General features: G+C 62.7%; 21 protein-coding genes and 1 pseudogene. 12 read left to right on the top strand and 10 right to left on the bottom strand.

Annotation, left to right across the window (positions count from 1 at the left end; all coding sequences use genetic code 11):
• Positions 1-154 precede the first annotated feature (154 nt).
• Positions 155-1,150 carry an AraD1 family protein gene (gene araD1, locus THL1_RS13480; protein ID WP_069083733.1) on the bottom strand — a complete coding sequence of 332 codons (996 nt, stop codon included), beginning with the start codon at positions 1,148-1,150 and terminating at the stop codon, positions 155-157.
• Positions 1,151-1,255: 105 nt separating this feature from the next.
• Between araD1 and THL1_RS13475 the strand changes: the two genes are divergently transcribed.
• Positions 1,256-2,197, top strand: a complete 942-nt coding sequence (locus tag THL1_RS13475; RefSeq protein ID WP_069083732.1) for a LysR family transcriptional regulator — start codon at positions 1,256-1,258, stop codon at positions 2,195-2,197.
• Between the two features lie 121 nt (positions 2,198-2,318).
• On the opposite strand, the gene THL1_RS13470 is transcribed toward THL1_RS13475, so the two are convergent.
• The 3 genes from THL1_RS13470 to THL1_RS13460 all read right to left on the bottom strand — a co-directional run bounded on the left by THL1_RS13470 (position 2,319) and on the right by THL1_RS13460 (position 5,415).
• On the bottom strand, positions 2,319-3,416 hold the full coding sequence (locus tag THL1_RS13470) for a DUF1615 domain-containing protein (RefSeq protein WP_069086517.1): 1,098 nt from the start codon (positions 3,414-3,416) through the stop codon (positions 2,319-2,321).
• A gap of 129 nt (positions 3,417-3,545) precedes the next feature.
• Positions 3,546-4,052 carry a nucleoside deaminase gene (locus tag THL1_RS13465; protein ID WP_069083731.1) on the bottom strand — a complete coding sequence of 169 codons (507 nt, stop codon included), beginning with the start codon at positions 4,050-4,052 and terminating at the stop codon, positions 3,546-3,548.
• Positions 4,053-4,089: 37 nt separating this feature from the next.
• Positions 4,090-5,415 (bottom strand): nucleobase:cation symporter-2 family protein, encoded by a 1,326-nt coding sequence (locus tag THL1_RS13460; protein WP_069083730.1) that lies wholly within the window; start codon positions 5,413-5,415, stop codon positions 4,090-4,092.
• Between the two features lie 159 nt (positions 5,416-5,574).
• On the opposite strand from THL1_RS13460, the gene THL1_RS13455 reads away from it, so the two are divergent.
• Both THL1_RS13455 and THL1_RS13450 read left to right on the top strand, forming a co-directional pair.
• Positions 5,575-6,489 (top strand): LysR family transcriptional regulator, encoded by a 915-nt coding sequence (locus THL1_RS13455; RefSeq protein WP_069083729.1) that lies wholly within the window; start codon positions 5,575-5,577, stop codon positions 6,487-6,489.
• A gap of 325 nt (positions 6,490-6,814) precedes the next feature.
• Complete coding sequence (locus THL1_RS13450; protein ID WP_069083728.1) at positions 6,815-7,630, top strand: gamma-glutamyl-gamma-aminobutyrate hydrolase family protein; 816 nt, start codon at positions 6,815-6,817, stop codon at positions 7,628-7,630.
• Between the two features lie 144 nt (positions 7,631-7,774).
• Here the strand turns inward: THL1_RS13450 and THL1_RS13445 are convergent, their stop codons facing one another.
• Positions 7,775-8,704: a YeeE/YedE thiosulfate transporter family protein gene (locus tag THL1_RS13445; RefSeq protein WP_069086516.1), complete on the bottom strand. Its 930-nt coding sequence runs from the start codon at positions 8,702-8,704 to the stop codon at positions 7,775-7,777.
• Between the two features lie 118 nt (positions 8,705-8,822).
• Here THL1_RS13445 and THL1_RS13440 point away from each other — a divergent pair, with 118 nt between their 5' ends.
• Positions 8,823-9,308 (top strand): GNAT family N-acetyltransferase, encoded by a 486-nt coding sequence (locus THL1_RS13440; RefSeq protein WP_069083727.1) that lies wholly within the window; start codon positions 8,823-8,825, stop codon positions 9,306-9,308.
• Between the two features lie 162 nt (positions 9,309-9,470).
• The gene (locus tag THL1_RS13435) at positions 9,471-10,421 is read left to right on the top strand and encodes a phospholipase D family protein (RefSeq protein ID WP_069083726.1); all 951 of its coding nucleotides are present in this window, start codon (positions 9,471-9,473) and stop codon (positions 10,419-10,421) included.
• 182 nt (positions 10,422-10,603) lie between these two features.
• Here THL1_RS13435 and THL1_RS13430 read toward each other — a convergent pair whose 3' ends face one another.
• Together THL1_RS13430 and THL1_RS13425 are read right to left on the bottom strand one after the other, a co-directional pair.
• A complete protein-coding gene (locus tag THL1_RS13430) occupies positions 10,604-10,903 on the bottom strand; it encodes a cell division protein ZapA (RefSeq protein ID WP_069083725.1) in 300 nt (99 codons plus the stop codon).
• On the bottom strand, positions 10,900-11,130 hold the full coding sequence (locus THL1_RS13425) for a hypothetical protein (RefSeq protein WP_069083724.1): 231 nt from the start codon (positions 11,128-11,130) through the stop codon (positions 10,900-10,902). Before THL1_RS13425 ends, THL1_RS13430 begins: the two co-directional genes overlap by 4 nt.
• 224 nt (positions 11,131-11,354) lie before the next feature.
• On the opposite strand from THL1_RS13425, the gene THL1_RS13420 reads away from it, so the two are divergent.
• Together THL1_RS13420 and THL1_RS13415 are read left to right on the top strand one after the other, a co-directional pair.
• Complete coding sequence (locus THL1_RS13420) at positions 11,355-13,718, top strand: DNA polymerase II (protein ID WP_069083723.1); 2,364 nt, start codon at positions 11,355-11,357, stop codon at positions 13,716-13,718.
• A 181-nt stretch (positions 13,719-13,899) separates the two neighbouring features.
• Positions 13,900-15,039, top strand: a complete 1,140-nt coding sequence (locus THL1_RS13415; RefSeq protein ID WP_069081451.1) for an IS481 family transposase — start codon at positions 13,900-13,902, stop codon at positions 15,037-15,039.
• A gap of 188 nt (positions 15,040-15,227) precedes the next feature.
• On the opposite strand, the gene THL1_RS13410 is transcribed toward THL1_RS13415, so the two are convergent.
• Complete coding sequence (locus THL1_RS13410; protein ID WP_069083722.1) at positions 15,228-16,238, bottom strand: AraC family transcriptional regulator; 1,011 nt, start codon at positions 16,236-16,238, stop codon at positions 15,228-15,230.
• Between the two features lie 149 nt (positions 16,239-16,387).
• Here THL1_RS13410 and THL1_RS13405 point away from each other — a divergent pair, with 149 nt between their 5' ends.
• From THL1_RS13405 to THL1_RS13395, 3 genes are all read left to right on the top strand, one after another.
• Positions 16,388-17,422: a 2Fe-2S iron-sulfur cluster-binding protein gene (locus THL1_RS13405; protein ID WP_069083721.1), complete on the top strand. Its 1,035-nt coding sequence runs from the start codon at positions 16,388-16,390 to the stop codon at positions 17,420-17,422.
• 29 nt (positions 17,423-17,451) lie between these two features.
• On the top strand, positions 17,452-18,633 hold the full coding sequence (locus tag THL1_RS13400; RefSeq protein WP_069083720.1) for an alkane 1-monooxygenase: 1,182 nt from the start codon (positions 17,452-17,454) through the stop codon (positions 18,631-18,633).
• Between the two features lie 250 nt (positions 18,634-18,883).
• The gene (locus tag THL1_RS13395) at positions 18,884-20,251 is read left to right on the top strand and encodes a DUF1329 domain-containing protein (RefSeq protein WP_069083719.1); all 1,368 of its coding nucleotides are present in this window, start codon (positions 18,884-18,886) and stop codon (positions 20,249-20,251) included.
• 429 nt (positions 20,252-20,680) lie between these two features.
• Here the strand turns inward: THL1_RS13395 and THL1_RS13390 are convergent, their stop codons facing one another.
• Both THL1_RS13390 and THL1_RS28950 read right to left on the bottom strand, forming a co-directional pair.
• Entirely contained in the window at positions 20,681-21,445 is a 765-nt protein-coding gene (locus THL1_RS13390) for an SDR family oxidoreductase (RefSeq protein WP_069083718.1), read from the bottom strand.
• A 407-nt stretch (positions 21,446-21,852) separates the two neighbouring features.
• Positions 21,853-22,103 (bottom strand): annotated as a pseudogene (locus THL1_RS28950) (acetamidase); the annotation flags it as partial.
• Between THL1_RS28950 and THL1_RS13385 the strand changes: the two are divergent.
• Both THL1_RS13385 and THL1_RS13380 read left to right on the top strand, forming a co-directional pair.
• A complete protein-coding gene (locus THL1_RS13385) occupies positions 22,102-22,518 on the top strand; it encodes an organic hydroperoxide resistance protein (protein ID WP_069083717.1) in 417 nt (138 codons plus the stop codon). The pseudogene THL1_RS28950 and the gene THL1_RS13385 overlap by 2 nt on opposite strands.
• Positions 22,519-22,765: 247 nt before the next feature.
• Entirely contained in the window at positions 22,766-23,770 is a 1,005-nt protein-coding gene (locus THL1_RS13380) for an IS110 family transposase (protein WP_237234745.1), read from the top strand.
• Positions 23,771-23,802 lie beyond the last annotated feature (32 nt).

Genomic DNA, 23,802 nt, shown 5'->3' with positions numbered 1-23,802 from the left:
CTTGCCCCTCCGTAGGGTGCGCCATGCGCACCGATCACGAGATCGACCCCTGCCCTCGCCCAACCGTTGGTGCGCTCGGCGCACCCTACCAGCTCGGTTCCGTTGCCTTATCCAGACAACTTGAATCGTCACAGGCAGAGCCGGTGACGGTGTCTTACAGGGAGCGCACGGCGCCAGGCGCCAGGTGCTCTTCTTCGCGGGCAATGCCGTTGACCAGGGGTGCGCCGAACTCGGCCATCTCGATTTCGAAGTGGTCGCCCGGCCGGGCCTTGATGCCGTCGGCAAAGGACAGGGTGGCGGTGCCGAAGTAATGCACGTGCACATCGCCCGGACGCAGGAACTGCGCGTATTTGAAGTGGTGGTATTCGAGGTTCTCCAGGCTGTGGCACATGTTGTCTTCGCCGGATAGGAATTCCTTCTCCCAGATCACCTCGCCATTGCGGCGGATGCGGCTTGTCCCCGCCAGGTGCGCCGGCAGTTCGCCCACGCGCAGTTCCGGGCCGTAGGCGCAGAAGCGCAGCTTGGAATGGGCCAGGTAGAGGTAGCTGCGGCGCTCCAGCACGTGGTCGGAGAACTCGTTGCCCAGGGCGTAACCCAGGCGATAGGGCTGGCCGTCCTCGCCTACTACGTATAGCCCCACCAGTTCGGGCTCTTCGCCCGCATCCTCGGCGAAGGCCGGCACGGGAAAGTCGGCGCCGGGGCGCACGACGATGCCGCCATCGCCCTTGTAGAACCATTCTGGCTGCGCACCGACCTTGCCGGCGCCGGGTTTACCGCCATCCACGCCCCATTTGAACATGCGCATGGTGTCGGTCATGGTGGCCTCGTCCTGGGCCTTCTGCTGGTGCATCTTGTCGCGGGTGGAGGCGCTGCCCAGGTGGGTCAGGCCGGTGCCGCTGACCAGGCAATGGGCCGGATCTTCATGGTCAAGCGGTGGCAGTACGCGGCCACTTTCCAGCAGTTCGCGGTAGTTCGGACCAGGCTCGGTGCCACGAGCCTGGACTTCGTCCTGCAGGCTGCGGCGGGCGGCGATGGCGGCCAGGGCCAGGGCGCGAGTGGTGACGGCGCCGCGCACCCGCTGTACCTGTTCGCCCTCGATCACGCCCACATGGCGCAGGCCTTCTGCGGTCTCGAACTGGATCAGTCTCATCGCGATGACTCTCGTTGCAGGGATGTTGGCCGGGACTTTACGAATCCCCCGTGGGCCTGCCTAATGAGAGCTTCTGATCCCGTGATAACTTTTGGTCATTCCCCCATGATCGCTTCCCTCCCCGCCCTGGTTTCCCGCCTGCGCCTGAAGCAGCTGCGCCTGCTCATCGCCCTCGACGAACAGGGCTCGCTGCACAAGGCTGCCGAACAGGTGGCCATTACCCAGCCCGGCGCCACCAAGGCCCTGAACGAGATCGAAGCCGCCTTCGGCATGCGCCTGTTCAACCGCACCAGCCAGGGGCTGGAGGCCAACGACCTGGGCCGCTGCGCCATTCGCTACGCACGGCTGATCCACACCGACCTGGCGCACCTGCGCGAAGAAATGGTCGGCATCCTCCAGGGCCAGGGCGGGCGACTTTCGGTGGGCGCGGTGATGGGCGCGGTGCCACTACTGGCCCGCAGCCTGGAGCGACTGCGGGAAACCCAGCCGGAGCTGTCGGTGGAGGTGGTGGAAGACACCAGCGCGCGCCTGCTGGGGCTGATCGACCAGGGCCGCCTGGACCTGGCCGTTTGCCGCACCAGCGTCAGCCCCAGGCCGGATGCCTATGATGCCCAGGTGCTCTATGGGGAAACCCTGCGGGTGATGGCCAACCCCGCGCACCCGCTGGCGGGCGCCGGGGCGCTGGAGCTGGCGGAACTGGCCGGCTATCCCTGGGTGGTGTACCCCGCCAACATGCCCATGCGCCTGGTGCTGGAGCGGGAATTCAGCCAGGCGGGCCTGGAGTTTCCGCGCTACCCGCTGGAAACCGCGTCTACCCTGACCACGCTGATGCTGCTGCGGCAGAACCCGCAATTGATCGCCCTGATGCCCCGGGAAGTGGCGGACGAAGCCATCCACCTTGGCAGCCTCGCCTGCCTGCCCCTGCAACTGCGCTCCCGTAGCGAGCCGTTCTCGGTGGTGATGCGTCGGGGTGCGCCGTTGTCCGCGCCAGCCCGGCTGCTGTGGCAGGCGCTGGAGGCCGAGAGCACTTCACAGCCGGTCGTCTGAGGCGCTTCGGAACATCATTTCAACCTCACGAACAGGACAGCCCCATGCCCCATCTCGTCATCGAATCGTGCAGATGCGCGACATAGAGCGCAGCACCTATTCCAAGGCTTCCCTCTAAGCCTCAAAGCCCCGAAGCGCGCTTCATGCAGCCCTGGTAGCGCCCGTCCACCCGCTTGGCGAACCACTCGGTGGTGAGCTTGCGGGTGATCTTCGGGCTCTTCAGGTCGATGCCTGGCATCACTTCGCGGGGCAGCTTGCGCCGTTCGACCTTCTCGGCCAGGGCGAAGACGCGCTCGTAAAGGTCGGTTTCCTCGAATTCCAGGCTGTCCCCCTTGAGCAATGCACGGCGGATGGCCGAGTCGCTGAGGTCCAGTTGCTTCTGCAAGGCGCGCACTGCCAGCTCGGTGGCGCCGGCCTTGCTGGAGCCGTGGATGACCAGGTCGCCGTCCAGCGCCAGCGGAATGCCCGAGGCCAGGCTCACGGCGTTCTGGAAGGCGGCATTGCGGCTGGCGTACCAACCGGCGTTGAAGTCGGCGAAACGGTACAGCGGCTTCGGGTAATGGGCCGGGTAACCCAGCAAATGGCCAATGCCGAAGTACAGGCCGCCGCGCCGGGTGAAGACTTCCTGGCGAACGGAGCCCTTGACCGGGTAGGGGTAACGCTCCGCGTTGGCTTCGGCAAAGGCGATGCTCACCTGCATCGGGCCGCCGGTGTGCACCGGGTTGAAGTTGCCGAACAGCTTCTGGCCGAGGGGCACCATGCCGATGAAGTCATCGAAGATTGCGCTCAGCTCCTTCTCCGTACGCGCCGAGGACAGACGCTGGTCGTAGGTCTTGCCCATGGGCGAGTCCAGCTTCAACGCGGAGTTCACCAGGAAGGCCGGCACATGCAGGCTTCCGGCGCGCCGCTGGATTTCCTGCCGGGCGATCTTCGCCAGCCCCGGCACCTGCGGGTCGACCTGATAGGTGGACTCCTGCTCGGTGACCGCCAGTACGGCGCAGAGGTTGCTGTCGCTGGGCGAAATGTCCTGGGCGGCGAAGGCGGCCTGGATATCGGCGGCCCAACCCTGGCGGTCCGGCACCTTGGCCGGTATCAGCTTGACGACTTTTGCGCGTACCTCGGCCGGTCGCAGCACCGGCTCCGGTGGGCGTTGGGTGCCGCAGGCGACCAGGGTCAGCAGCGATGCGAAGGTAACGAAGCGTAGGACGGGGTTGATCATGAAGGGGCTGCCTTGCGGTTCATGCCGGGAAAACATGGCATGAAAGACAGCCCCAGTGGGAGCGAATTCATTCGCGAAAGAGCGGCGCCTAGCGCAGCGCGGCCCAACGTCGATGGTCAACCCGTCTACTCACGACCAGAAACCCTCATGGGCGGCGGCGGCTTCGGACTCCAGCATCGGCCCCAGCACGGCCACTTCACGCTGGCCACGGGAAAACACTTCGCGGCACGGCAAGGAGAAGGTCGGGTTCTCCGGGTGAGCGCCGGTCAGGCCCAGCAGCGCGTGTTCCGACAGCGCATAGACCACTCGCCCGATGCCGGTCCAGTAAACAGCGCCTGCGCACATGCAGCAGGGTTCGGCACTGGTGTAGAGGGTGCACTCGGCCAGCGCCTCCGGGCTGAGCACCTTGGCGGCCTGGGCGACTGCCACCAGTTCGGCGTGCTGGGTCGGGTCGCCTTCCGGCGGCATGGAGTTGTTGCCGGCCTGGGCGATTACCTTGCCGTTGCGGTCGGCCACAACTGCGGCGAACGGATGCCGGCCGCGCTCGCGGGATTCCTCGGACAAGCGGATGGACAGGCGCAGCAGTTCCAGGTCGAGTTCGTTGACGCCGGCGGGAACGAGGTTGCTGAAAGTCATGGATGGCTCCTTGGCAGTAAAGGCGCGAGTGCGCGAATCAGTCGGCCAGCTCGGCGGTTTCGCCCTGGCTGGCGGGCTCCTCCCGGTTCAGCAGGAGGTTGAGGACGATGGCGCTCAGCGCGCCGAGGAAGATGCCGCTCTCCAGCACCAGGCGCAGTGCGCCGTGGAAGTGCTCGAACAGGGCCGGAAAGGACATGGGCAGCACGCCGACGCTCACCGATACCGCCACCACCAGGGCATTACGGGTGCCCTCGAAGCGCACTCGCGACAGCTCCTGGATGCCAGCAACCGTGGTCATGCCGAACATCACGATGGCGCAGCCGCCGAGCACTGGCGTGGGTACGGCGGCGATCAGCGCGCCGAGCTTGGGGAACAGTCCCATGAGGATCATCAGCCCGCCGGCGGCGGCCACCACGAAGCGGCTCTTGATATTGGAGAGGGCGATCAGACCGGTGTTCTGGGTGAAAGCGTTGTAGGGGAAGCTGTTGAACAGACCACCGATCATGGTGGACAGGCCATCGGCACGGAAGGCATCGCCCAGGGTGCGCTGGGTGATGTCGCGGCCGGTGAGCTTGCCGATGGCCAGGCAGTTGCCGGTGGTCTCGGCCATGATCACCAGCATCGCCAGGGTCATGATCAGGATGGGGGTAAGGGAGAACTGCGGCGCGCCGAAGGCCATCGGCATGGACAGCTCGAACCAGGCCGCTTCCCCTACCCGGCCGAAGTCGGTCATGCCGCAGGCTGCGGCGATCAGGCTGCCGGCGAACAGCCCGATCAATACGCTGAGATTGCCGACGAAACCCGAAAAGCGCGCGTGAATCACCAGGGTGATGGCCACCGTCGCCAGGCCCAGCAGCAAGTTGGCGGGCCTGCCAAAATCTTCCGCACCGGGGTTGCCGCCACCGAGCCAGATGGCCGCCGCCGGCATGAGGGAAATGCCGATGATGGTGATCAGGCTGCCGATCACTACCGGCGGGAAGAACCTCAACAGGCGGCTGAACACCGGCGCCAGCGCAATAGTGATGACCCCGGCGGCGATCACTGCACCGAACACCTGGGTCAACCCGTAGGCCTTGCCGATCATGATCATCGGCGCCAGTGCGATGAAGGAGCAGGCCTGCACCAGTGGCAGGCGCGCACCGAAGCGCCAGAAGCCGAGCGTCTGGATCAGCGTGGCAATGCCGGAAGTGAGCAGGTTGGCGTTGATCAGCAACACCACTTCGGCGCTGGAAAGCCCCAGGGCGCTGCCGAGGATCAGGGGCACGGCCACCGCGCCGGCATAAAGCACCAGTACGTGTTGCAGGCCGTAGGTAACGAGTTGACGGACGGGAAGCAGCTGGTCCACGGGATGCGGATGGTTCATCGGGGGACTCTCCTGGGAAGCAACGTGTTCTTGTTATGAGGTCTGGGTTGCCCAGCGATTCGAGGAGGCAGTGCTGGTTAGGGGCGATCTTCCCTGCTTGATGGCGATGGACAAAATGAATAACCATCGTTTTCATCGATGGTTCATAAGGACAGCAGCATGAGATTTTCGCTGGATCAGTTGCAGGTGCTGGTCACCGTTGCCCAGGCGGGTTCCTTCTCCGCAGCCGCGCGCCGGCTGGGACGTACGCAGTCCACGGTCAGCGCCGCCATCGCCAACCTGGAAACCGACCTGGGGGTGGAACTGTTCGACCGATCCACACGCATTCCCGCACTGACCGCTGCCGGTCAGAAGCTTCTGCTGGAGGCCGAAGCGGTGCTGGAACGTTGCCTGGCGCTGGAAGGCCATGCCGACAGCCTGACGGAGAAAACCGAGCCCAGCCTGACCCTGGCCATCGAGGTGCCTTACAACACCGTGATGCCGGTACTGCGCGAGTTCGAGCAGGCCTTTCCCTATGTCGACCTGATCGTTCGCCATCCGGTGTATGGCGATGTGGCCGGCATGGTGCAAAAGGGCGAAGTCGAGATGGGCATTGCCTTCTCCCAGCCGGAATACCCACGGGAACTGGAGTTCCAGCAGTTGGGCAAGCTGATCATGGTGCACGTCACCCATCCGTCACACCCGCTGGCGCAGCTCGCCCAGGTCAGCTTCGCCGACCTGCACGCCCACCGCCGCCTCGCCTTCAGCGCCCACGCCAGCAAGCTGCCCAGCAGCGAATACCTGCGTGCCACGCAGCTATGGCAAGCGGAGAGCTACATGGCGCTGCTGGAAATGGTGCGCGCGGGTCTGGGCTGGGCCACCCTGCCCCGCCAGTTGATCCACCAGGAGCTGGCCTGCGGCGACCTGATGGAACTGCAACTGGCGGCCTATCCGCATACGGACTGGCTGGTGGGTGTCGACCTGCTCTGGCCACGCCGGCAGGGGCGCGGCAAGGCCAAGCGCTGGCTCAGGGAACGACTGATGCGCAACAAGGTGTTCGAGCTGGATAGCCAGGGCAAGCCGACTACGCTCTAGGCCGGGGCATCCCTGCGAGGCATGAAAGTCCAGCATTCCGAACAGTCGTTCTGGATACTGAACCTGAAAATATTTTCTCATAAAGAAAATTATTGTTATAAATCATATACTTAATCGTGAAAAACCGATAAAAATCGGCCATTATTTTTTACGTTTTTCGTCACCTTCGTTTGACATATTAAACGGCTCTGGCAGGCTATATGGCAGGTCTCGACCGGAAATCGCTCCGCCGATTGCCGGCAGTGCTCGGGATCTCAGGTAGCACCAACCCTTAAATGGCGCGCCTGCACAGCAACGATAGGCTGAGCCTGTCCCAAGGTGAAATATGTCCAACAGCAACATTGGCAATAAGAAACAGACCACTCGTAAACCGGTCGTCCTGATGTCCATGGGCGCCCAGGAACGCAAGGGCCACGACTACCAGGTGATGACTCACAAGTACATCGTCCCACTGGTAGATATCTCCGAATGTGTACCCGTCCTCGTGCCCACCTGCTGCGGCACCGAAGACCTCGAGCAGTACCTCGATATGGCTGACGGCGTTTACCTCACCGGTGCCGGCAGCAACATCGACCCGACCCTATACGGCCAGGAAAACCTGACGCCGGAGAAAGGTCAGGACAAGGATCGCGACCTCTTCGACCTGCCCCTGATTCATGCTGCCATCAAGCGCGGCCTGCCGATCTTCGGCATCTGCCGTGGCATGCAGGAAATCAACGTCGCCCTAGGCGGCGACATGTACCAGAAGGTCTACGCCGAACCCGGCTTCAATGACCACCGCGAAAACACCGAAGACCCGGTGGATGTCCAGTACGCTCCTGCGCACAGCGTGCGTGTGGAGCAGAACAGTTGGCTGCACAAGGTTTTGGGTACCGACACCATCCAGGTGAACTCGCTGCACGGCCAGGGCCTGAAAACCCTTGGCAAGGGCATCGAGGCGATTGCCCGCGCCGAAGATGGCCTGGTGGAAGCCATCCACGCACCGAGCCTTTCGCCCTTCCTCTTCGCGGTGCAGTGGCACCCGGAATGGCAGGCCGCGAAGAACCCCGACTCGGTGAAGATCTTCGAAGCCTTCGGTGAAGCCTGCCGCCAGCAGGTAGAGCGCAAGGCCAAGGGCAAGGCATTCGACCACGCTGCCTGAGCCTGTAACTGCTGAATGAAATAACCCGGCAATCGCCGGGTTTTTTCATGTCTGGCAAACGGCTCGAATCTGGTCATGACGCAAAACCGGTGCGCATGGCGCACCCTACAAAAAACTTGTGCCGAGGCTCGAGCAGAACCACTATCAACCTCTTCCCAACCTCGCCAGCCAGAGTGTCAGCACCACCACCGCGCACATGCAGGCGAAGGCCAGCCAGGCGTTCGGCCAGAGCAGCGGCATGCCGAACAGGATCAGGCTGTCGTTGCCGCCAGGCACCAGGGTGGCGCCAACACCCATCAGCACGCCGCCACACAGGCATTTCACCAGTGCCCACGGCGTCGGCCAGCGGTGTTCCCACAACCCGGCGCTCCAGCCACCCAGCAGCGCGCCGGCGAACAGCGCGGGCAACAGCAGCCCACGCAAGCCCAGTTCCATGAAGCGCCCGGTAGCCAGTTCGGCAAGGATGTCGGTGTAGGCCCAGGCTCCGACGCAAACGAACAGCAGCAGGAAGGCGACGCCCAGGACGATGGTGGCGTGGTGCGGCGACCAGATGGACGCAGCCGTCGAACCATTGCGCCGGTTCCAGGCCAGCCAGCCCAGGCGGGCCACCAGCGCGGCAATGATCATGGGCACCAGGCCGATGGGCACTTGCTGCAACCAGTCCGGAATCGCCACTGGCATGGCCGAGGTCGTGCCGAGGCCACGCCCCGCCAACGCAAAACCCGCGAGAAAGCCCAGCGGCGTTGCCAGCCAGGCCCACTGCCCGGAACCGATCCGAGCCACCACCCCGAAGGCGCAGCCACCATTGATGAAGGCTCCAACGCCTAGCAAAGCGCCACCCAACGCGGCGTGCCAGTGCAACGGATAGCCCATGGGCACCATGGGCAGGCGATCGAAGGCGCGCAGCAGGACGAAGCCACCGAGTACCCAGAGGGAGGTTTCCAGCAGCGCCCGGAAACGAGACCAGCGGCGCTTGCTCACGGCCTCCTCCAGCGCGGCCACCAGACAGGTGCCACCGCGTTGCACCGCAAAGCCCATCAACAGGGCCAGGAGCACGCTCGCCAGCAGTATCACGCCCTTACCCTCCATAGGCCGGGTCTTCCTTCAAAGCTTAGCGAGCGATCCGGCAGACGCTTCATGCGGACCGTCAAAGGCACTAGCATGACCGCCTCAACTGCCCATGGAGATTCACGTGACACTCTCGATCCGCCCCGCCCATCCCGACGACGCCCAACAGATCCTCGACTTCATCATCGAACTGGCGGTCTACGAGCGGGCCGGCCACGAAGTCATCGCCAGCGTCGAGGACATCCGCCGCACCCTGTTCGCCGAAAACGCGCCCTCCCGCTCCCTGATCTGCCTGCGCGACGGTCGCCCCATCGGCTACGCGGTGTATTTCTACAGCTACTCCACCTGGCTGGGGCGCAACGGCATCTACCTGGAAGACCTCTACATCACCCCGGAACAGCGCGGCACCGGTGCCGGCCGCCGCCTGCTGCGGGAAATCGCCCGCGAAGCCCGCGCCAATGACTGCGGGCGCCTGGAGTGGAGTGTGCTGGACTGGAACCAGCCGGCCATCGACTTCTATCGTTCCATCGGCGCGCTGCCCCAAGACGAATGGGTGCGTTACCGCCTGGACGGCGATGCCCTGCGCGAATTCGCCGAAAGCAACGGCTGAGGCCACGAAATTCAGCGTCTCCGGCCCCGAACCCTCGTGCTTCGGAGTGCGCACCCTGCGTCAGAACCATTCAGCGGGCCCGCGAAGCATTTCGGGCTCTGGCTAATGGCATCGCCTGTGCGAAAATGGCGAAACTGCAAAAAAGATGTCGCTGGAGACGGTATGGAAATTCTGGATTACGAAGACAGCCTCGAAACCTATCTGGGCGAACTGAGCGGAAAGAAGATCACGATGGTTTCCGCCTTCGCCAGCGGCACCGAGCCCTTGATCGACCAGTTGATCGAGAATGGCAACCAGCTGGATATCCTGGTTGGCACCATCAGCTCGCTGACGTCCCCCGACTTCATCGAACACTGCCTCAACGAGTCCAATCCCGACCTGGCCCTGTCGGTGGACTTCCGTTGCCAGGCGAGCGTGAACTGGAAGCTTTACCTGATCGAGCCGGATGTCGTCATCGTGGGCAGCGCCAACCTGACCCAGGTGGGTGTCAGCCTGGTGCGCGATACCTGCACCGTGATTACCGACGCGGCCCTGTATGACGCCTACCTGGCCCGCGTCCAGGCGCTCAAGGGCCTCGACGGCGTGATGGCCTGCACCCATGTCCAGGCCTTCGAAGACGCACTCGACAGCTACAAGCTGAGCCACCGCCGCATGCAGGCCGGACTGGCGCGCACCGCCGAGTACCTGGACAGCGAAGGCTGGCTGGGCGACGACATCAACCAGAGCATCCCGCTGTTCATCTGGTACAGCGACCACTCGCAGCAGTCCGAAGACGAGGCGCGCGATCACCTCAAGTCCAGCAGCGATGGCGTGGCCTGGGACGATGTCCGTGAGTTCTTCACCTACGAATGCGCCGAAGGCGCCCTGCCCTACGAGGAAGGCGACGTGGTGCTGACGGCGCGCTGCAACGGCTCGCACATCGGCTTCTACACCTTCGACCGCATCCTCTATCGCGAAGGCACCTACTACATCTACGCCTACCGCAAGAAGCGCTATACCCAGCCGTTCAAGCTCGATGGCGACAAGGAGCTACTCAAGGAAGCCATTCCGGAGTGGTACGAAGACGGCCGCACCGAGATCAACCGCGCCGACATCCTGCGCGTCATCGGTTGATCCCGTTGCCTGGCATCGCCAGTCGTGGGAGCGATTTCAATCGCGAATGAATTCGCTCCCACAAGGAAAGGCCAAGCCCCGGCCCAATCCCTGTGGGGGCGATTTCAATCGCCAAGCGGACCGCAGGTTCGCCATAAAGGCTCGTGGGGCAGCTACGCCGCCCTTGGCGAATGAATTCGCCCCTACGAAGAGACGCTGTCCAGTTGCTCGCGAATGCGCCGGTTGAGCACGGCCAGTCGCTGGGTAACGTCGGCCTCTTCCTGGGGCCTGTCACCGGCGTTCAACTGGCGCGCGCACAGGTTGAGTGCGGAAAGCACCACCAGTTCGCTGCCGGTGACGTAGGGGAATTTCTTGTTGTTGGCGGCGATCTCCGCTTGCAGCATCGCCGCCGCATCGCGCAGCACCTGCTCCTCACCGGGCGGTGCCTTGATGCTGTATTCGCGCCCCAGGATGCGCAGTACGCGGATGCCGTCTCTGTTCATGCGCTGGTGCGGCTCTCGCTGACGCGGCGGACCAGGGCCTGCAGGCGCTCGGCAGTGGCGCTGTGCTTCTCTTCCTGCTCCATCACCGCCAGTTGCAGGCTGTCGTTCTCTTCGCGTGCCTTGCGCAGTTCGGCACGAATGCGCGCATTGTCGTCAGCGATGGCCTGGTTCTGCTGCAGCAGCTCGCTGACGAGCTGTTCGAGTTGTACGAGGGTGTTGTCCAGCATGATCGTCTCCCGGACGGATGAAAAAGGCCGCGGAGCATAAAGAAAAGCCCCCTTGCTGGCCAGATAAAATAGACAAGTTCAGACAGAATGTGTGCTGTCAATTCAATGGCTTAGCTCACAATCCTCATGTCAATCAGAAACCATGAGCCGCCCTCGTCCGCCGCGCACGCCGGAACGATGACGAGTAGAATCCCGCGGTGAGAAAAGGTTCCGAGGTTTCAGTCGTGGCGTTACAGCAGGGGTTTGTCCTGACCCGGCATTGGCAGGACACACCCGAGGGGACGGAAGTCGAATTCTGGCTGGCCACCGACGCTGGCCCGCAACGGGTGCGCCTGCCTGTCCAGGCGTCCGTAGCCTTCATCCCCGCCGAGCAGCGCGACCGTGCCGAACCCCTGCTGCGCGTAGAGAAAGACGTCGAGCTGCGCGCCCTCGCCCTCTGCGACTTCCAGCACCGCCCGGTGCTGGGCCTTTACTGCAAGCAACACCGCCAGCTGATGCGCCTGGACAAGGCCTTGCGCAAGGCGGGCGTGGACGTTTACGAGGCCGACATCCGACCACCGGAACGCTACCTGATGGAGCGATTCATCACCGCACCGGTGCAGTTCGATGGCACGCCAGATGGCAGCGGCCTGCTGCTGGAGACCCAGCTCAAGCCCGCCCCCGATTTCCGCCCGCGCCTGAAGCTAGTGTCGCTGGATATCGAAACCACCGAGCGTGGTGAGCTCTACTCCATCGCCCTGGAGGGCTGCGGCCAGCGCCAGGTCTACATGCTCGGCCCGGCCAACGGCGACGCCAGCGAAGTCGACTTCCAGCTGGAGTACCGCGACAGCCGCGCCGAACTGCTGGAGGCCCTGAACCAGTGGCTGGCCGAGCATGACCCGGACGCCATCATCGGCTGGAACCTGGTGCAGTTCGACCTGCGCGTGTTGCAAGCCCATGCCGGGAAACTGAACGTACCGCTGCGCCTGGGTCGGGGCGGCGAGCCCATGAACTGGCGCGAACACGGCAGCGGCAACAACCACTTCTTCGCCGAGGCCGCCGGCCGGCTGATCATCGACGGCATCGAAGCGCTGCGCTCGGCCACCTGGAGCTTCCCCTCCTTCAGCCTGGAGAACGTCGCCCAGACGCTGCTCGGCGAAGGCAAGGCGATCGACACGCCGTACCAGCGCATGGATGAGATCAACCGCATGTTCGCCGAGGACAAGCCCGCCCTGGCGCGCTACAACCTCAAGGATTGCGAGCTGGTGACACGCATCTTCGCCAAGACCGGGCTGCTCGGCTTCCTCCTGGAACGCGCCACCGTCACGGGCCTCGCAACCGACCGCAGCGGTGGCTCGGTGGCGGCCTTCACCCACCTCTACATGCCGCTGATGCACCGCCAGGGCTTCGTCGCGCCCAACCTCGGCGACAAACGCCCCGAGGCCAGCCCCGGCGGCTTCGTCATGGACTCGCGCCCCGGCCTCTACGAGTCGGTGCTGGTACTGGACTACAAGAGCCTGTATCCCTCAATCATCCGCAGCTTCCTGATCGACCCGGTGGGGCTGATCGAAGGGCTGCGCCAGCCGGACGACGAGCACTCGGTGCCCGGTTTTCGCGGCGGGCGTTTCTCCCGTACCCGGCACTGCCTGCCCGCCATCGTCGAACGGGTCTGGCAGGGTCGCGAGGCGGCCAAGCGCGAGGGCAACCAGGCGCTGTCGCAGGCCTTGAAGATCATCATGAACGCCTTCTACGGCGTGCTCGGTTCCAGCGGCTGCCGCTTTTTCGATACGCGCCTGGCTTCCTCCATCACCATGCGTGGGCACGAGATCATGCGCCGCACCCGCGAGCTGATCGAGGCCGAAGGCTACAGCGTGATCTACGGCGATACCGACTCCACCTTCGTCTGGCTCAAGCGTCCCCAGGGCGAGGAAGACGCAGCGCGCATCGGCCGCAGCCTGGTACAGAAGGTCAACCAGTGGTGGCGCGAGCACCTGATGCAGGAATACGGCCTGACGAGTGCGCTGGAATTGCAGTACGAAACCCACTACCAGCGTTTCCTGATGCCCACCATTCGTGGCGCCGAGGAAGGTAGCAAGAAGCGTTATGCCGGCCTGGTCGTACGCGCGGATGGCCGCCGGGAGATGGTCTTCAAGGGCCTGGAGACGGTACGCACCGACTGGTCACCCCTGGCCCAGCAATTCCAGCAGGCGCTTTACCAGCGCATCTTCAACCGCCAGCCCTATCAGGACTACGTGCGCGACTACGTGCAGCAGACCCTGGCCGGCGAACTGGATGAGCTGCTGGTCTACCGCAAGCGCTTGCGCCGCCAGTTGGACGACTACACCCGCAATGTGCCGCCCCATGTCCGCGCGGCACGCATGGCCGATGAATTCAACGACCGCCAGGGCCGCCCGCGCCAGTACCAGAACGGCGGCTGGATCAGCTACCTGATCACGGTGAACGGCCCCGAGCCGCTGGAAACCCGCTGCTCGGCCATCGACTACGACCATTACCTGACACGCCAGCTTCAGCCAGTTGCGGACGCCATCCTGCCCTTCGTGGGGGACGACTTCGCCTCGCTGATCGACAAGCAGATGGCGTTGTTCTAGCCGAACGGCCTTGCCATTCCCTGGTTCAAAGCCGACCGTAGGGTGCGCCGTGCGCACCGGCCGCCCCACGCTGGGATCGTGGTGCGCGCAGTGTTCAGCCGGGGGACATAGGTAACGGGTGTCGGGAGACATGGGTAACGCATTTAGGCTTACGGAATCCTTCGACTCTGGAGTTCGAGCGATGCCGTGGCAGGAGTGCACCACCATGTCGATTCGACGCGAGTTTGTGCGGTTGGCCGAACAACCGCAGAGCAACGTGCGGGAGCTGTGTCGGCGCTACGGCATCAGCCCGAAAACCGCCTACAAATGGTTACAGCGCCACCGCGAGCACGGCGATGCGGGGTTGCAGGAGCGCTCACGCCGGCCGTTGCACAGCCCTGGGCGCAGCGACCCGGACTTGGAACAGGCGGTGGTGCAGTTGCACCACCGTTTCCCGTATTGGGGCGCCCGCAAGCTGCGCGGCCTGCTGCCGGCCGCGTTCGAGCGTCCCCACCACAGCACCCTCGACGCCATCCTCCGCCGCCATGGTTGCCGGGTGCGCTACCACGCCGAGGAGGCCGAAGCTCCGGCCACGCAGCGCTTCGAGCACTGCCAGCCGAACGAGCTCTGGCAGATGGACTTCAAGGGCCACTTCCCGCTCGCCGACGGCCGCTCGTCGCGCTGCCACCCGTTGACGCTGTTGGATGATCACTCACGCTTTGCCCTCTGCCTGGAGGCCTGCGAGGGCGAGCGCCTCGAACTGGTTCGACCGCACCTGATCCAGGTCTTTCGCCGCTATGGCCTACCGCGCCGGATCACCGCCGACAACGGTCCGCCCTGGGGCTCGAACATCGCGGGCGGCCTGTCCGCCCTGGAGGTCTGGCTGATGCGGCTCGGCATCGAGGTCAGCCACAGCCGCCCTCATCATCCGCAGACCCAGGGCAAGCTGGAACGCTTCCACCAGACACTCAAGCGCGAGTTACTGCAGCGCTCGTTTCGCGACTTGGCGCACTGCCAGCAGGCGATGGCGCACTGGCGGGAGCAGTACAACCACGACCGCCCGCATGAGGCGCTGGGCCAACTGCCACCGATCACGCGCTACCAGCCAAGCCGGCGCAGCTACCCGGAGCAATTGCCTGAACTGGACTACGAACCGGGCGACCGGGTGCTCAAGGTCGGCCGCGTCGGCCAGGTCAGTTTCCAGGGACGCAGCCTGTTCGTCGGCGGGGGGCTGTACGGGGAACGCGTCGCTCTCCGCCCCACCGCCGTCGATGGCGTCTACGATGTGGTGTTCATCCACAAGACCCTGCGCCAAGTCGACTTGAGACCGGGCAAGACATGATCATCAACCCGTTACCCATGTCTCCCGACAAGCGTTACCCATCTATCCCGGCTGAACAGCGTGGAGAGATTGCCATCCTGCCAGCGGACGCAATCAAGTCCGATTTCGACATAACCACTGGGAGTGAAAAGTTCTGGCTAAACGTAGCTGAGAGCCCATACGAAGATGAGGATAGTCGCTTCAATTCATTACAAAAGCTCAGAGCAATATTCAGAAGGAGGCACTCCCTCCCACTGTTTGAAGGCGCGCCTGAAGTTGGCGACGTCGTTGTAGCCGAGAGAATAGGCGATCTCCTGGATAGTGAGACGTCCGGACTTGATGTGCTCTACGGCAAGCGAATGGCGTACCTCCCTGAGTATTTCCTTGAAGCTGGTGCCCTCGTCCAGCAGGTGGCGATGCAGAGTACGTGGCGTCATGTGAACTAGGCGCGCCGTAACCACTAGGCTTGGGAAACCGTTCTGCTTTTCCAGCATGAGCCGGCGGATGCGATCGCTGAGGGTAATGTTCTCACTGAGTTTCAGCAGTTCGCGTTGGCAGATCAGTTCCGCTTCTCGGAAGGCGGCCGGGTCGGCCATGCGCAGGGGCAGGTCGAGCAACGCCGAGTCGAACGTGAAGCCCGCCCAGCTCTGCTGGTAGGTCACCTGACAATTGAACATGTCGTTGGCCAGGCCGACATAGCAAGGTGCCGGGAAGGGGAAGCTGACCTGGTTCAGACGGACATGACTCGGCGTGATGGCGTCGAAAATGTTCTTGATGGCCAGCATCACAGCCTCCAACACGGTTCGCTGGATGGGGCCCAGTGAGTAGCTGGGCACGAACTGGATGTGTTCGACTCCTGCCGCGTCGTCATGCTTTTGGCGAATGGTGACCAGCGTCGTGCGCACCGCCAGGTAGCGCTCCACGAGCTGGATGGCCTGGCGCAAGGACTCACTCTGTTGCGCCGCAAATCCCAGTACGCCGTGGGTATTGATGATCAGTCGCTCCCCCAGCAGCAAGCCGAGCGCCGGCTCATCGGTGAGCTGCACCGCGTGCTCGATAAGCTGGCGGAACTGCGCCAGGTTAGGCTGATAACCCGGGTTATCCAGTTGTCGTGGCTCGACACCGCAGTGGCTCAGCCAATCGTCCGGGTCTGCTCTCATGGTTCGCAGCTGTTCAGCAATCTGCCGCAGATATTGCACGGGGAGCAGGAACTCGGACATGGGCGCTGTTGCCTCCGGCAGGCTGGCAAAGTGCCAAAATGTCAATTAATGACCCGCTAATGTCAATCCGTACCCTCTCTCCCCTCCTCCCCCCTCCCTAACATTTCAGCGTCCAGAACCTCTTCACCACTCACTGAAAAGGACGACGCATGTTTTCTTTTCTTGCCAGACAGCGCCCAACCACTGCGTTGATCAACGGCGTCAGAATCAGCGTGAACGCAAAGGAAACCTTGCTTCAGGCCGCACTGCGCCACGGCATCGATTTTCCTCATAGTTGCCGTGTGGGCGGCTGTGCCAGTTGCAAGTGCAAGCTGGTCTCGGGCCAGGTCAGGGAGCTGACCGAAACAGGCTACATCCTCTCCGACCAGGATCTTGATGCCGGCTACATCCTGGCCTGCCAGAGCGTGCCCAAAGGAGACGTATGCATCGAAGTGGACCTGGCGCGCCACCAGGCGACACGGCAGGTGCGCGGCCGGGTGGTCGCGCAAAGCCGGCTGACCCACGACATCACTCGGCTGGTCATCCAGCTGGAAGAAGGCCTGAACTACCGCGCTGGCCAGTATGCGAACCTCCGCCTCGACTGCCTGCCGCAACTGCGCCGCAGCTTCTCCTTCGCCACACCGGTACGACCGGATGCCCAGGTGAGCTTCTTCATACGCCAAGTATCGGGCGGTGTGTTCACCAGCCAAGTCGGGGAGTGCTCGTTGATAGGCCACGGCGTCACGTTGGAAGGGCCACTGGGCGAGTTTCATCTGCGCCCGGCCAGCGCACCGCTGCTCCTGGTGGCTGGCGGCAGTGGCCTGGCACCACTATTGGCGATGCTGCAGGACGCACTGGCCGGCGGAGTGCAACGCCCGGCCACATTGTTGTTCGGCGCCCGGGAAGCGCGTGATCTCTATGCGCTGGAGGAAATCAGCGCCATCGCCGCGCAATGGCGTGGGTCCTTCCGCTTCGTGCCGGTGCTGTCCGAAGTCGCTGCCGACAGCTCCTGGCAGGGCGAACGAGGCTTGGTGACCGCACAGATCCCCACTCTCCTCCAACCTGGGGCGCACGCCTACCTGTGCGGGCCGCCGGCCATGATCGACAACGCCAGCGCCCTGCTGCGCGACGCGGGTGTGGCCCGCGCGCACATCCACGCCGATCGTTTCACCACCTTTCGGGACATGGCAACAGCTCTGTCCTGAGCCTAGCCACAACAACAAGAGAGAGAACCATGAACGCCCTGCACTACCTCAAATACTTCCTCTTCCATGCTGTAGGCCTGCTGGCTGCCGGCGCCATCCTCGCCGGTGGCGCCTGGATCAGCTACGGCCTGCTCGCAATTGTGGTGATCTACGTCCTCGGAGACGCGATCTGTGGCGACGACACTAGCACGCCACAGTTCAACCACCCTGGCATTCTCACCGTCCAGCTCTGGTTAGCCCTGCCGCTACTCGCCTTCATCGTCTTCTCGGCGGTTTGGAGCGTCAGCAGTGGTGACTTCCTCGGCTTCGGCGCTACCACGAGCCGGCTGACTGGCTACGACCTGATCGCCGCCCGTGAAGCCACCTACGCCGACCATTACATCTCCACCTGGATTATTACCGGGCTGATGATTGGCATGACCGGTACTATTTCCGCCCACGAACTGACCCACCGCACCTGGGACCCGGTTTCCATGCTGATCGGGCGCTGGCTGCTGGCCTTCAGCTTCGATACCGTGTTTTCCATCGAGCACGTCTACGGCCATCACCGCTATGTTTCCACCACCGAGGACCCAGCCACCGCGCCGCGTGGCCGCAACGTCTACTGGCACATTCTTGCTTCGACGCTCAAGGGCAACATCAGCGCCTGGAAGATCGAGAAGAAGCGCCTGGCGCGCAAGGGCCAGAGTCTGTTCGGCTGGCACAACGCAGTAATCCGCGGCCACCTGATGAGTGCGCTACTGGTCGCCGCCAGCTATGCCATCGGAGACCTGAAAGCCGCGTTGTTCTTCATCGCCTGCGCGCTGTGGGGCAAGGCCCTGCTGGAAATCGTCAACTACATGGAGCACTACGGCATGGTGCGCAACCCGGCGACCCCGGTGCAGCCGCGGCACTCCTGGAACACCAACAGGCGTATCAGTTCCTGGGCCATGTTCAACCTGACTCGCCACTCGCACCACCATGCCCAGGGCGAGGTGCCCTATCAGGACCTCAAACCGTTCCCGGAGGCTCCGATGATGGTGGGTGGCTACCTCACCACCATCATCGTGGCGATGATCCCACCGCTATGGCACAAGCTGATGACCCCGAAGGTTCTGGCCTGGGATCGCGACCACGCCAGCGCAGAAGAACGCGTGCTAGCCACACAGGCGAATGCGCGTAGTGGTATATGGGCGCTGATGGCGGCCTCGCAGAAAAGCGGCAGGGGCTGAGGCACAGCCGGAGGCGGGGATCGAGCGGCCAGGTCCTCTTAGGAACATTTCCCCCCTGGAATCCGTGAAAGGAAGGACGACAAAGGCCAACAACAGCCTGGAGTCCGCCAAAGCCCCCCCACCAATCAACACGACACTGGAAAGCGCAAAAGCCGAGGAACGGGATCAACCGCGAATTCGTCAGCGGAGTCCGGTTGCCCGCAACCAGCGGCGGCTTCGAGAAAAACAATAACCAAGGAGAATCCAATAGATGAAAACAGGAACAAGCTGGCTTTGTGCCTTATTGATCAACCTCCTGAGCTTGAGTGCAAATGCCGCCGTTTCCAGCGAGGAAGCCCTTTCCCTGGGGAAGGACCTGACCCCGGTGGGTGGCGAGCGGGCCGGTAATAGTGCAGGCACCATTCCCCCGTGGGCCGGCGGTTTGCCAAAAGATGCAGGGCAAGAGAACAGCGACGGTTTTCTCGATGACCCCTTCGCCAACGAAAAGCCCCTGTTCACCATCACAGCTGAGAACGTGGAGCAATACAAAGAGAACCTGTCCGAGGGCCAGATCGCGATGTTCAAGCGCTATCCCGGCAGCTACCGGATGGTCGTCTACCCGAGCCATCGCACCGTCTCCCTGCCTGACGATATCTATGCGGCCATCAAGACAAGTGCCCTGAAAACCGAGGCAATCGAGAGTGGCAACGGCTTAAGGAACTTCTCCGAGAGCCGCTACTATGCCTTTCCAATCCCACGCAATGGGCTGGAAGTCATCTGGAACCACATCACCCGCTATCGCGGCCGCACCCTGCACCGCAGCATCGTACAAGTGACACCCCAGGTATCCGGCGACTACACCCTTGTCCGCTTCGAAGACAAGGTGGGATTCCCTGATGGCCTAAAGGACCTGGACGCCAGCAAATCATCCAACGCGCTGTTGTATTACACACAGCGGGTGACTGCACCATCCCGACTGGCGGGCAATGTCCTGTTAGTGCATGAGTCCATCGACCAGGTCAGTCAGCCACGCATGGCCTGGCTCTACAATGCCGGCCAGCGGCGAGTACGCCGCGCGCCCCAGGTTGCCTATGACGGCCCCGGTACAGCTGCGGACGGCCTGGCCACCGTCGACAACTTCGATATGTACAACGGCGCCCCGGACCGCTACGAGTGGCGTCTGGTCGGAAAGCGGGAACTCTATATTCCCTACAACAACTACAAGCTCGACTCGCAAAGCCTGAAGTACAGCGACATCGTCAAACCGGGCCACACCAACCAGGACCTGGCCCGCTACGAACTTCACCGAGTCTGGGAAGTCGAGGCAACCTTGAAACCCGGAGAACGTCACATTTATGCCAAGCGTCGATTCTTCCTGGATGAAGACTCATGGCAGATTGCGGTATCGGAACAGTACGACGCGCGAGGTCAATTGTGGCGAGTGGGACAGGCCATGCTGGTTCAGCAGTACAAGGCGCAAGTCCCTCTGTACGCCTTCGAGACACTCAACGACCTGACCGCCGGACGCTACCTGGCTATCGGTATGAAGAACGAAGAGAAACATGGGGTTGAATTCGGGATTGACCTGTCAGCAACCGAGTTCACTCCTGCCGCACTGAGGAATTCAGGAGTCCGTTAGTCCATTCCGAATAGGCTCAAGCGGTTGACACTGTTTGAGCCTCGGGCATCCCAATATTGTTCGGGAACGGGTTGCGTGGGAACGTGGCCGCGTCACCTGCGGCGACCGGGACAATTAGTCCACGTTGACCGAGCGCTTGGAGCACGGGCTTCGTGGCATAGTAGGTGTTTTCTGTGTAACGGTGCGCCGATCACTTGAGGACACAGGTAAGGTTCCAGCCACCATGGCTCTATCAAAAAGATATACCCGGACGGTTACACCAGTTAATTTCATGACACTTCGATGACGGTCTGCCTGGCACGGCTGAATGGCAGTCGCATTACTTTGTGACGCTTATGGATGACGCCACCTGCTTCTGCCCGTAACCATGTCCACCGTGGGGGGCAGTTTCCAGGGACTGCCTTGCGACCACTTCCCGGATGTCCAGCATCAGGATCGAGTGATGGACGCTCCGCCATCAACCAGGGACGCTGTCCCCGTCACGAATGCCGAGTCGTCCGAGGCGAGATAAAGGACTGAGCGTGCCAGCTCTTCAGGCGTCGCCACACGCTTCAGCGCATGCAGGTTGGTGACGAACTGTTGGGCCTGCTCGCTGTCATTCATGTCGCGGTACATAGGCGTATCCACCGCGCCCGGCAGAATCGCGTTGACGCGAACACCCTGGGGGCCGAATTCGGCGGCCAGAGCCTGGGTCAGTCCGATCAGGCCCGCCTTGCTCGCGGCGTACGCCGCCACGCCTGGAAACGCGAAGGAATAGCCGACGAAGGTGGAGGTAAAAATGATCGATCCGCCACGCTGCTTGATCATCTCGGGCACCTGATACTTCGCGCCAAGGAAGGCACTGGTCAGGTTGATGGCCAGGGCTTCATCCCAGCCCTTCTTACTCACGTTGGTGGTAGCTCCCTGTTCGCCCAGCGTACCGGCATTGTTGAACGCGATGTCCAGTCGACCAAACCGGCCGACCGCCAGTTCCACCAGCTTCTCGGCAAACGACTCCGACTGCACGTCCCCTGCCAGCGCCACCGCTTCTCCACCAGAAGCCTCGATCTCACTGACGAGTTGCTTCAACTCGGCCTCGCGACGCGCTGCCACCACGACCTTGGCCCCCTCCTGCGCGAACAACAGCGCCGTTGCGCGGCCGATTCCGGAGCTCGCCCCCGTCACTATCGCGACCTTTCCGCTCAAACGTCCCATCGTGCACCTCCACAGCCGACGCCCTCCCTGTCGGGGCCAGCCTCAGGTTGAGTTCTCCCGCGAGTAGATAGGCCAGTCCCGTCGCCGCCTGCTGCATCAGCGCGACGGCAGCACGCGCCTGTCGAGATGCAGGACTCGACAAGCTGGCGGGTGGGCGCGGGAAAGGGATAGTCGTCACGGCATGCGAATCTGGCGGAATACCAGATCGTGACGACCTCCAAAGTTGGTCCTCAGCATGGACCCTTTGACGGTAGTCCATCGGCGAAGGCTAGCAAGCCGAAATGCGCTGCCAAGCAAGGAAATGGAAAAGTGCCGCCAGCAGGATGTGAGGTCGATCAGGCATTGCTCCAACGCCCCCCTCACACGTACTTGGGCTACGCTCGTCAGACATTGGCCCAACGGTAGATCGTGGTGGCCAGCGAGGTGACGCGCATACGCTGGATCTTCAACGCAACAGCGTCGCCAACTTCGGCACCCTCGATCGCCACCGCTTGCGTCACCTCCTGGCCACCCTGGAATGACGGCGTGATCATCGGCCCCTGCACCCCGGTGGCGTGCCGGTGATCAGGGTGCCGCCATTGGCCAGCGGCCCCAGCATCGACTGGCTTGGGCCGATGATGCCATTGGTGTAGGTCTGGACCCGTGAGGTGCTCATCATGACCAAGATCGAAAAAGTCCTGTACACCGCCAAAGTCCATACGACGGGCGGTCGCGACGGTGCGTCCGTCAGCTCTGACAAGCGCCTGGACATCAAGCATTCATCTCCCGGCGGCCCAGGCAACGGGACCAATCCGGAACAGCTCTTCGCCGCAGGCTGGTCGGCCTGTTTCATCGGGGCGATTGGTGTCGTGGCTAGCAGGATGAAGGTTACCGTCCCGAAAGACGTTGCAGTCGATGCCGAAGTGGACCTCGGCACAACCGGCAACGACTACTTCATCCAGGCACGCCTCAATGTCAGTCTGCCCGGGATGGATCGCGAAACGGCACTGGCCGTGGTGGAAGCCGCGCACCAGGCTTGCCCATACTCCAAGGCCACGCGAGGCAACATCCACGCCGAAGTGAAGCTGGTCTGAGCCAGGCCATCGACGCCGGCGACCCGACCCGACCCGACCCGGGACCTGGCCCACCCTTGTATCTCGACTTGAGCCTCCTCAGAGGCGATAGTCCCCGACTGATCATCGGGGGAGGAACCGCAAGCCGTGTCCACCCTAAAGCCTCGAGCTTGTAACGTAGATTGCGCTGCGCTCCTCCGCACTCATCCAGTAAGTCCGAACGGTATCCAGAGCTTTGAGCTCGCATCAACAAGGTAGGACGGATGCAGTGACGATCAGCCCTTCACAGGAGAACATGATGGGAGTTGTTGTCGGCATTGATATTGCCAAGCACACATTCGATATCGCCACCTTGCAAGCCAACGGCAAGTACCGCACCAAGGCCAAGCTGGGCAATGACCAGGGCGGCTTCGAAGTTTTGCAGCAGTGGTTGAGCAAGTACGCAGAGCCGCAGGCCTGGGTCGTGATGGAAGCGACAGGTATTTACCACGAGGCCCTTGCCCAATGGCTGTACGGACGGGGTTACAAGGTCTGCGTGCTAAACCCTAGCCAGACGGCGCGTTACGCCAGTAGCCAGTTGCAGCGCGTGAAGACCGACAAGGTCGATGCCAAGATGATTGCAGAGTACGGCCGCAGGCATCAGGACAAGCTGCGTGCCTGGGAGCCTGAAAAGCCGAAGATTCGCCGCCTCAGAGCACTTACGCACCGCCTGAAAGATCTTCAGGAGCTGGAGCAGATGGAGCAAAACCGTCTGGATGTGACGCATGATGACAAAGCTATTGAATTGATTCAGTCGATGCTCAAGCACATCCGCCAACAGATCCAGGACACGCTGGCGGCGATCGAAAAACACTTCGACGACAACGATGATCTCAAGGGGCAGCGGAACCTGCTCAAGAGCATCGATGGCATTGCAGACCGAACCGCGGGACTCTTGCTGGCCGAGCTTGGCGATATCCAGCGCTTTGAGGACAGTCGAGCGGTCACCGCCTTTGCAGGACTGAACCCGAAGTTGCAAGACTCAGGCACGCTCAAGGGCCATGTTCGTATCTCGCGGATGGGCTCTGCCAGGTTGCGCGCAGGACTCTATCTGCCAGCCGTCGTATCCCTGACCTACAACCCAGCTATCCGCGCGCTGGCCGAGCGCATGCGCGGCGCCGGTAAGGCCGGCAAACAGATCGTCTGCGCAGCCATGCGCAAGCTGCTATGCATCGCTTATGGCGTGCTTAAATCAGGCGAGCCGTTTGATCCCAAACTGGCTATTGCGAAGTAAAAAACAAGACGGTATCTACTGACCAGCTAGTC

Source organism: Pseudomonas sp. TCU-HL1 (assembly GCF_001708505.1).
GTDB lineage: Bacteria > Pseudomonadota > Gammaproteobacteria > Pseudomonadales > Pseudomonadaceae > Metapseudomonas.
The sequence above is the reverse complement of the archived record's forward strand: the minus strand, read 5'-3'. Positions and strand labels throughout refer to the sequence as shown.

Excerpts from the sequence above, each read along its gene's own strand:
- THL1_RS13450 (WP_069083728.1), top strand. The coding sequence starts at position 6,815 with ATGTCCAACAGCAACATTGGCAATAAGAAACAGACCACTCGTAAACCG.
- THL1_RS13465 (WP_069083731.1), bottom strand. The coding sequence starts at position 4,052 with ATGACTTTCAGCAACCTCGTTCCCGCCGGCGTCAACGAACTCGACCTG.
- THL1_RS13475 (WP_069083732.1), top strand. The coding sequence starts at position 1,256 with ATGATCGCTTCCCTCCCCGCCCTGGTTTCCCGCCTGCGCCTGAAGCAG.
- THL1_RS13435 (WP_069083726.1), top strand. The coding sequence starts at position 9,471 with ATGGAAATTCTGGATTACGAAGACAGCCTCGAAACCTATCTGGGCGAA.
- THL1_RS13400 (WP_069083720.1), top strand. The coding sequence starts at position 17,452 with ATGAACGCCCTGCACTACCTCAAATACTTCCTCTTCCATGCTGTAGGC.
- THL1_RS13385 (WP_069083717.1), top strand. The coding sequence starts at position 22,102 with ATGACCAAGATCGAAAAAGTCCTGTACACCGCCAAAGTCCATACGACG.
- THL1_RS13470 (WP_069086517.1), bottom strand. The coding sequence starts at position 3,416 with ATGATCAACCCCGTCCTACGCTTCGTTACCTTCGCATCGCTGCTGACC.
- THL1_RS13410 (WP_069083722.1), bottom strand. The coding sequence starts at position 16,238 with ATGTCCGAGTTCCTGCTCCCCGTGCAATATCTGCGGCAGATTGCTGAA.
- araD1 (WP_069083733.1), bottom strand. The coding sequence starts at position 1,150 with ATGAGACTGATCCAGTTCGAGACCGCAGAAGGCCTGCGCCATGTGGGC.
- THL1_RS13415 (WP_069081451.1), top strand. The coding sequence starts at position 13,900 with ATGCCGTGGCAGGAGTGCACCACCATGTCGATTCGACGCGAGTTTGTG.
- THL1_RS13430 (WP_069083725.1), bottom strand. The coding sequence starts at position 10,903 with ATGAACAGAGACGGCATCCGCGTACTGCGCATCCTGGGGCGCGAATAC.
- THL1_RS13425 (WP_069083724.1), bottom strand. The coding sequence starts at position 11,130 with ATGCTGGACAACACCCTCGTACAACTCGAACAGCTCGTCAGCGAGCTG.
- THL1_RS13390 (WP_069083718.1), bottom strand. The coding sequence starts at position 21,445 with ATGGGACGTTTGAGCGGAAAGGTCGCGATAGTGACGGGGGCGAGCTCC.
- THL1_RS13395 (WP_069083719.1), top strand. The coding sequence starts at position 18,884 with ATGAAAACAGGAACAAGCTGGCTTTGTGCCTTATTGATCAACCTCCTG.
- THL1_RS13405 (WP_069083721.1), top strand. The coding sequence starts at position 16,388 with ATGTTTTCTTTTCTTGCCAGACAGCGCCCAACCACTGCGTTGATCAAC.
- THL1_RS13460 (WP_069083730.1), bottom strand. The coding sequence starts at position 5,415 with ATGAACCATCCGCATCCCGTGGACCAGCTGCTTCCCGTCCGTCAACTC.
- THL1_RS13455 (WP_069083729.1), top strand. The coding sequence starts at position 5,575 with ATGAGATTTTCGCTGGATCAGTTGCAGGTGCTGGTCACCGTTGCCCAG.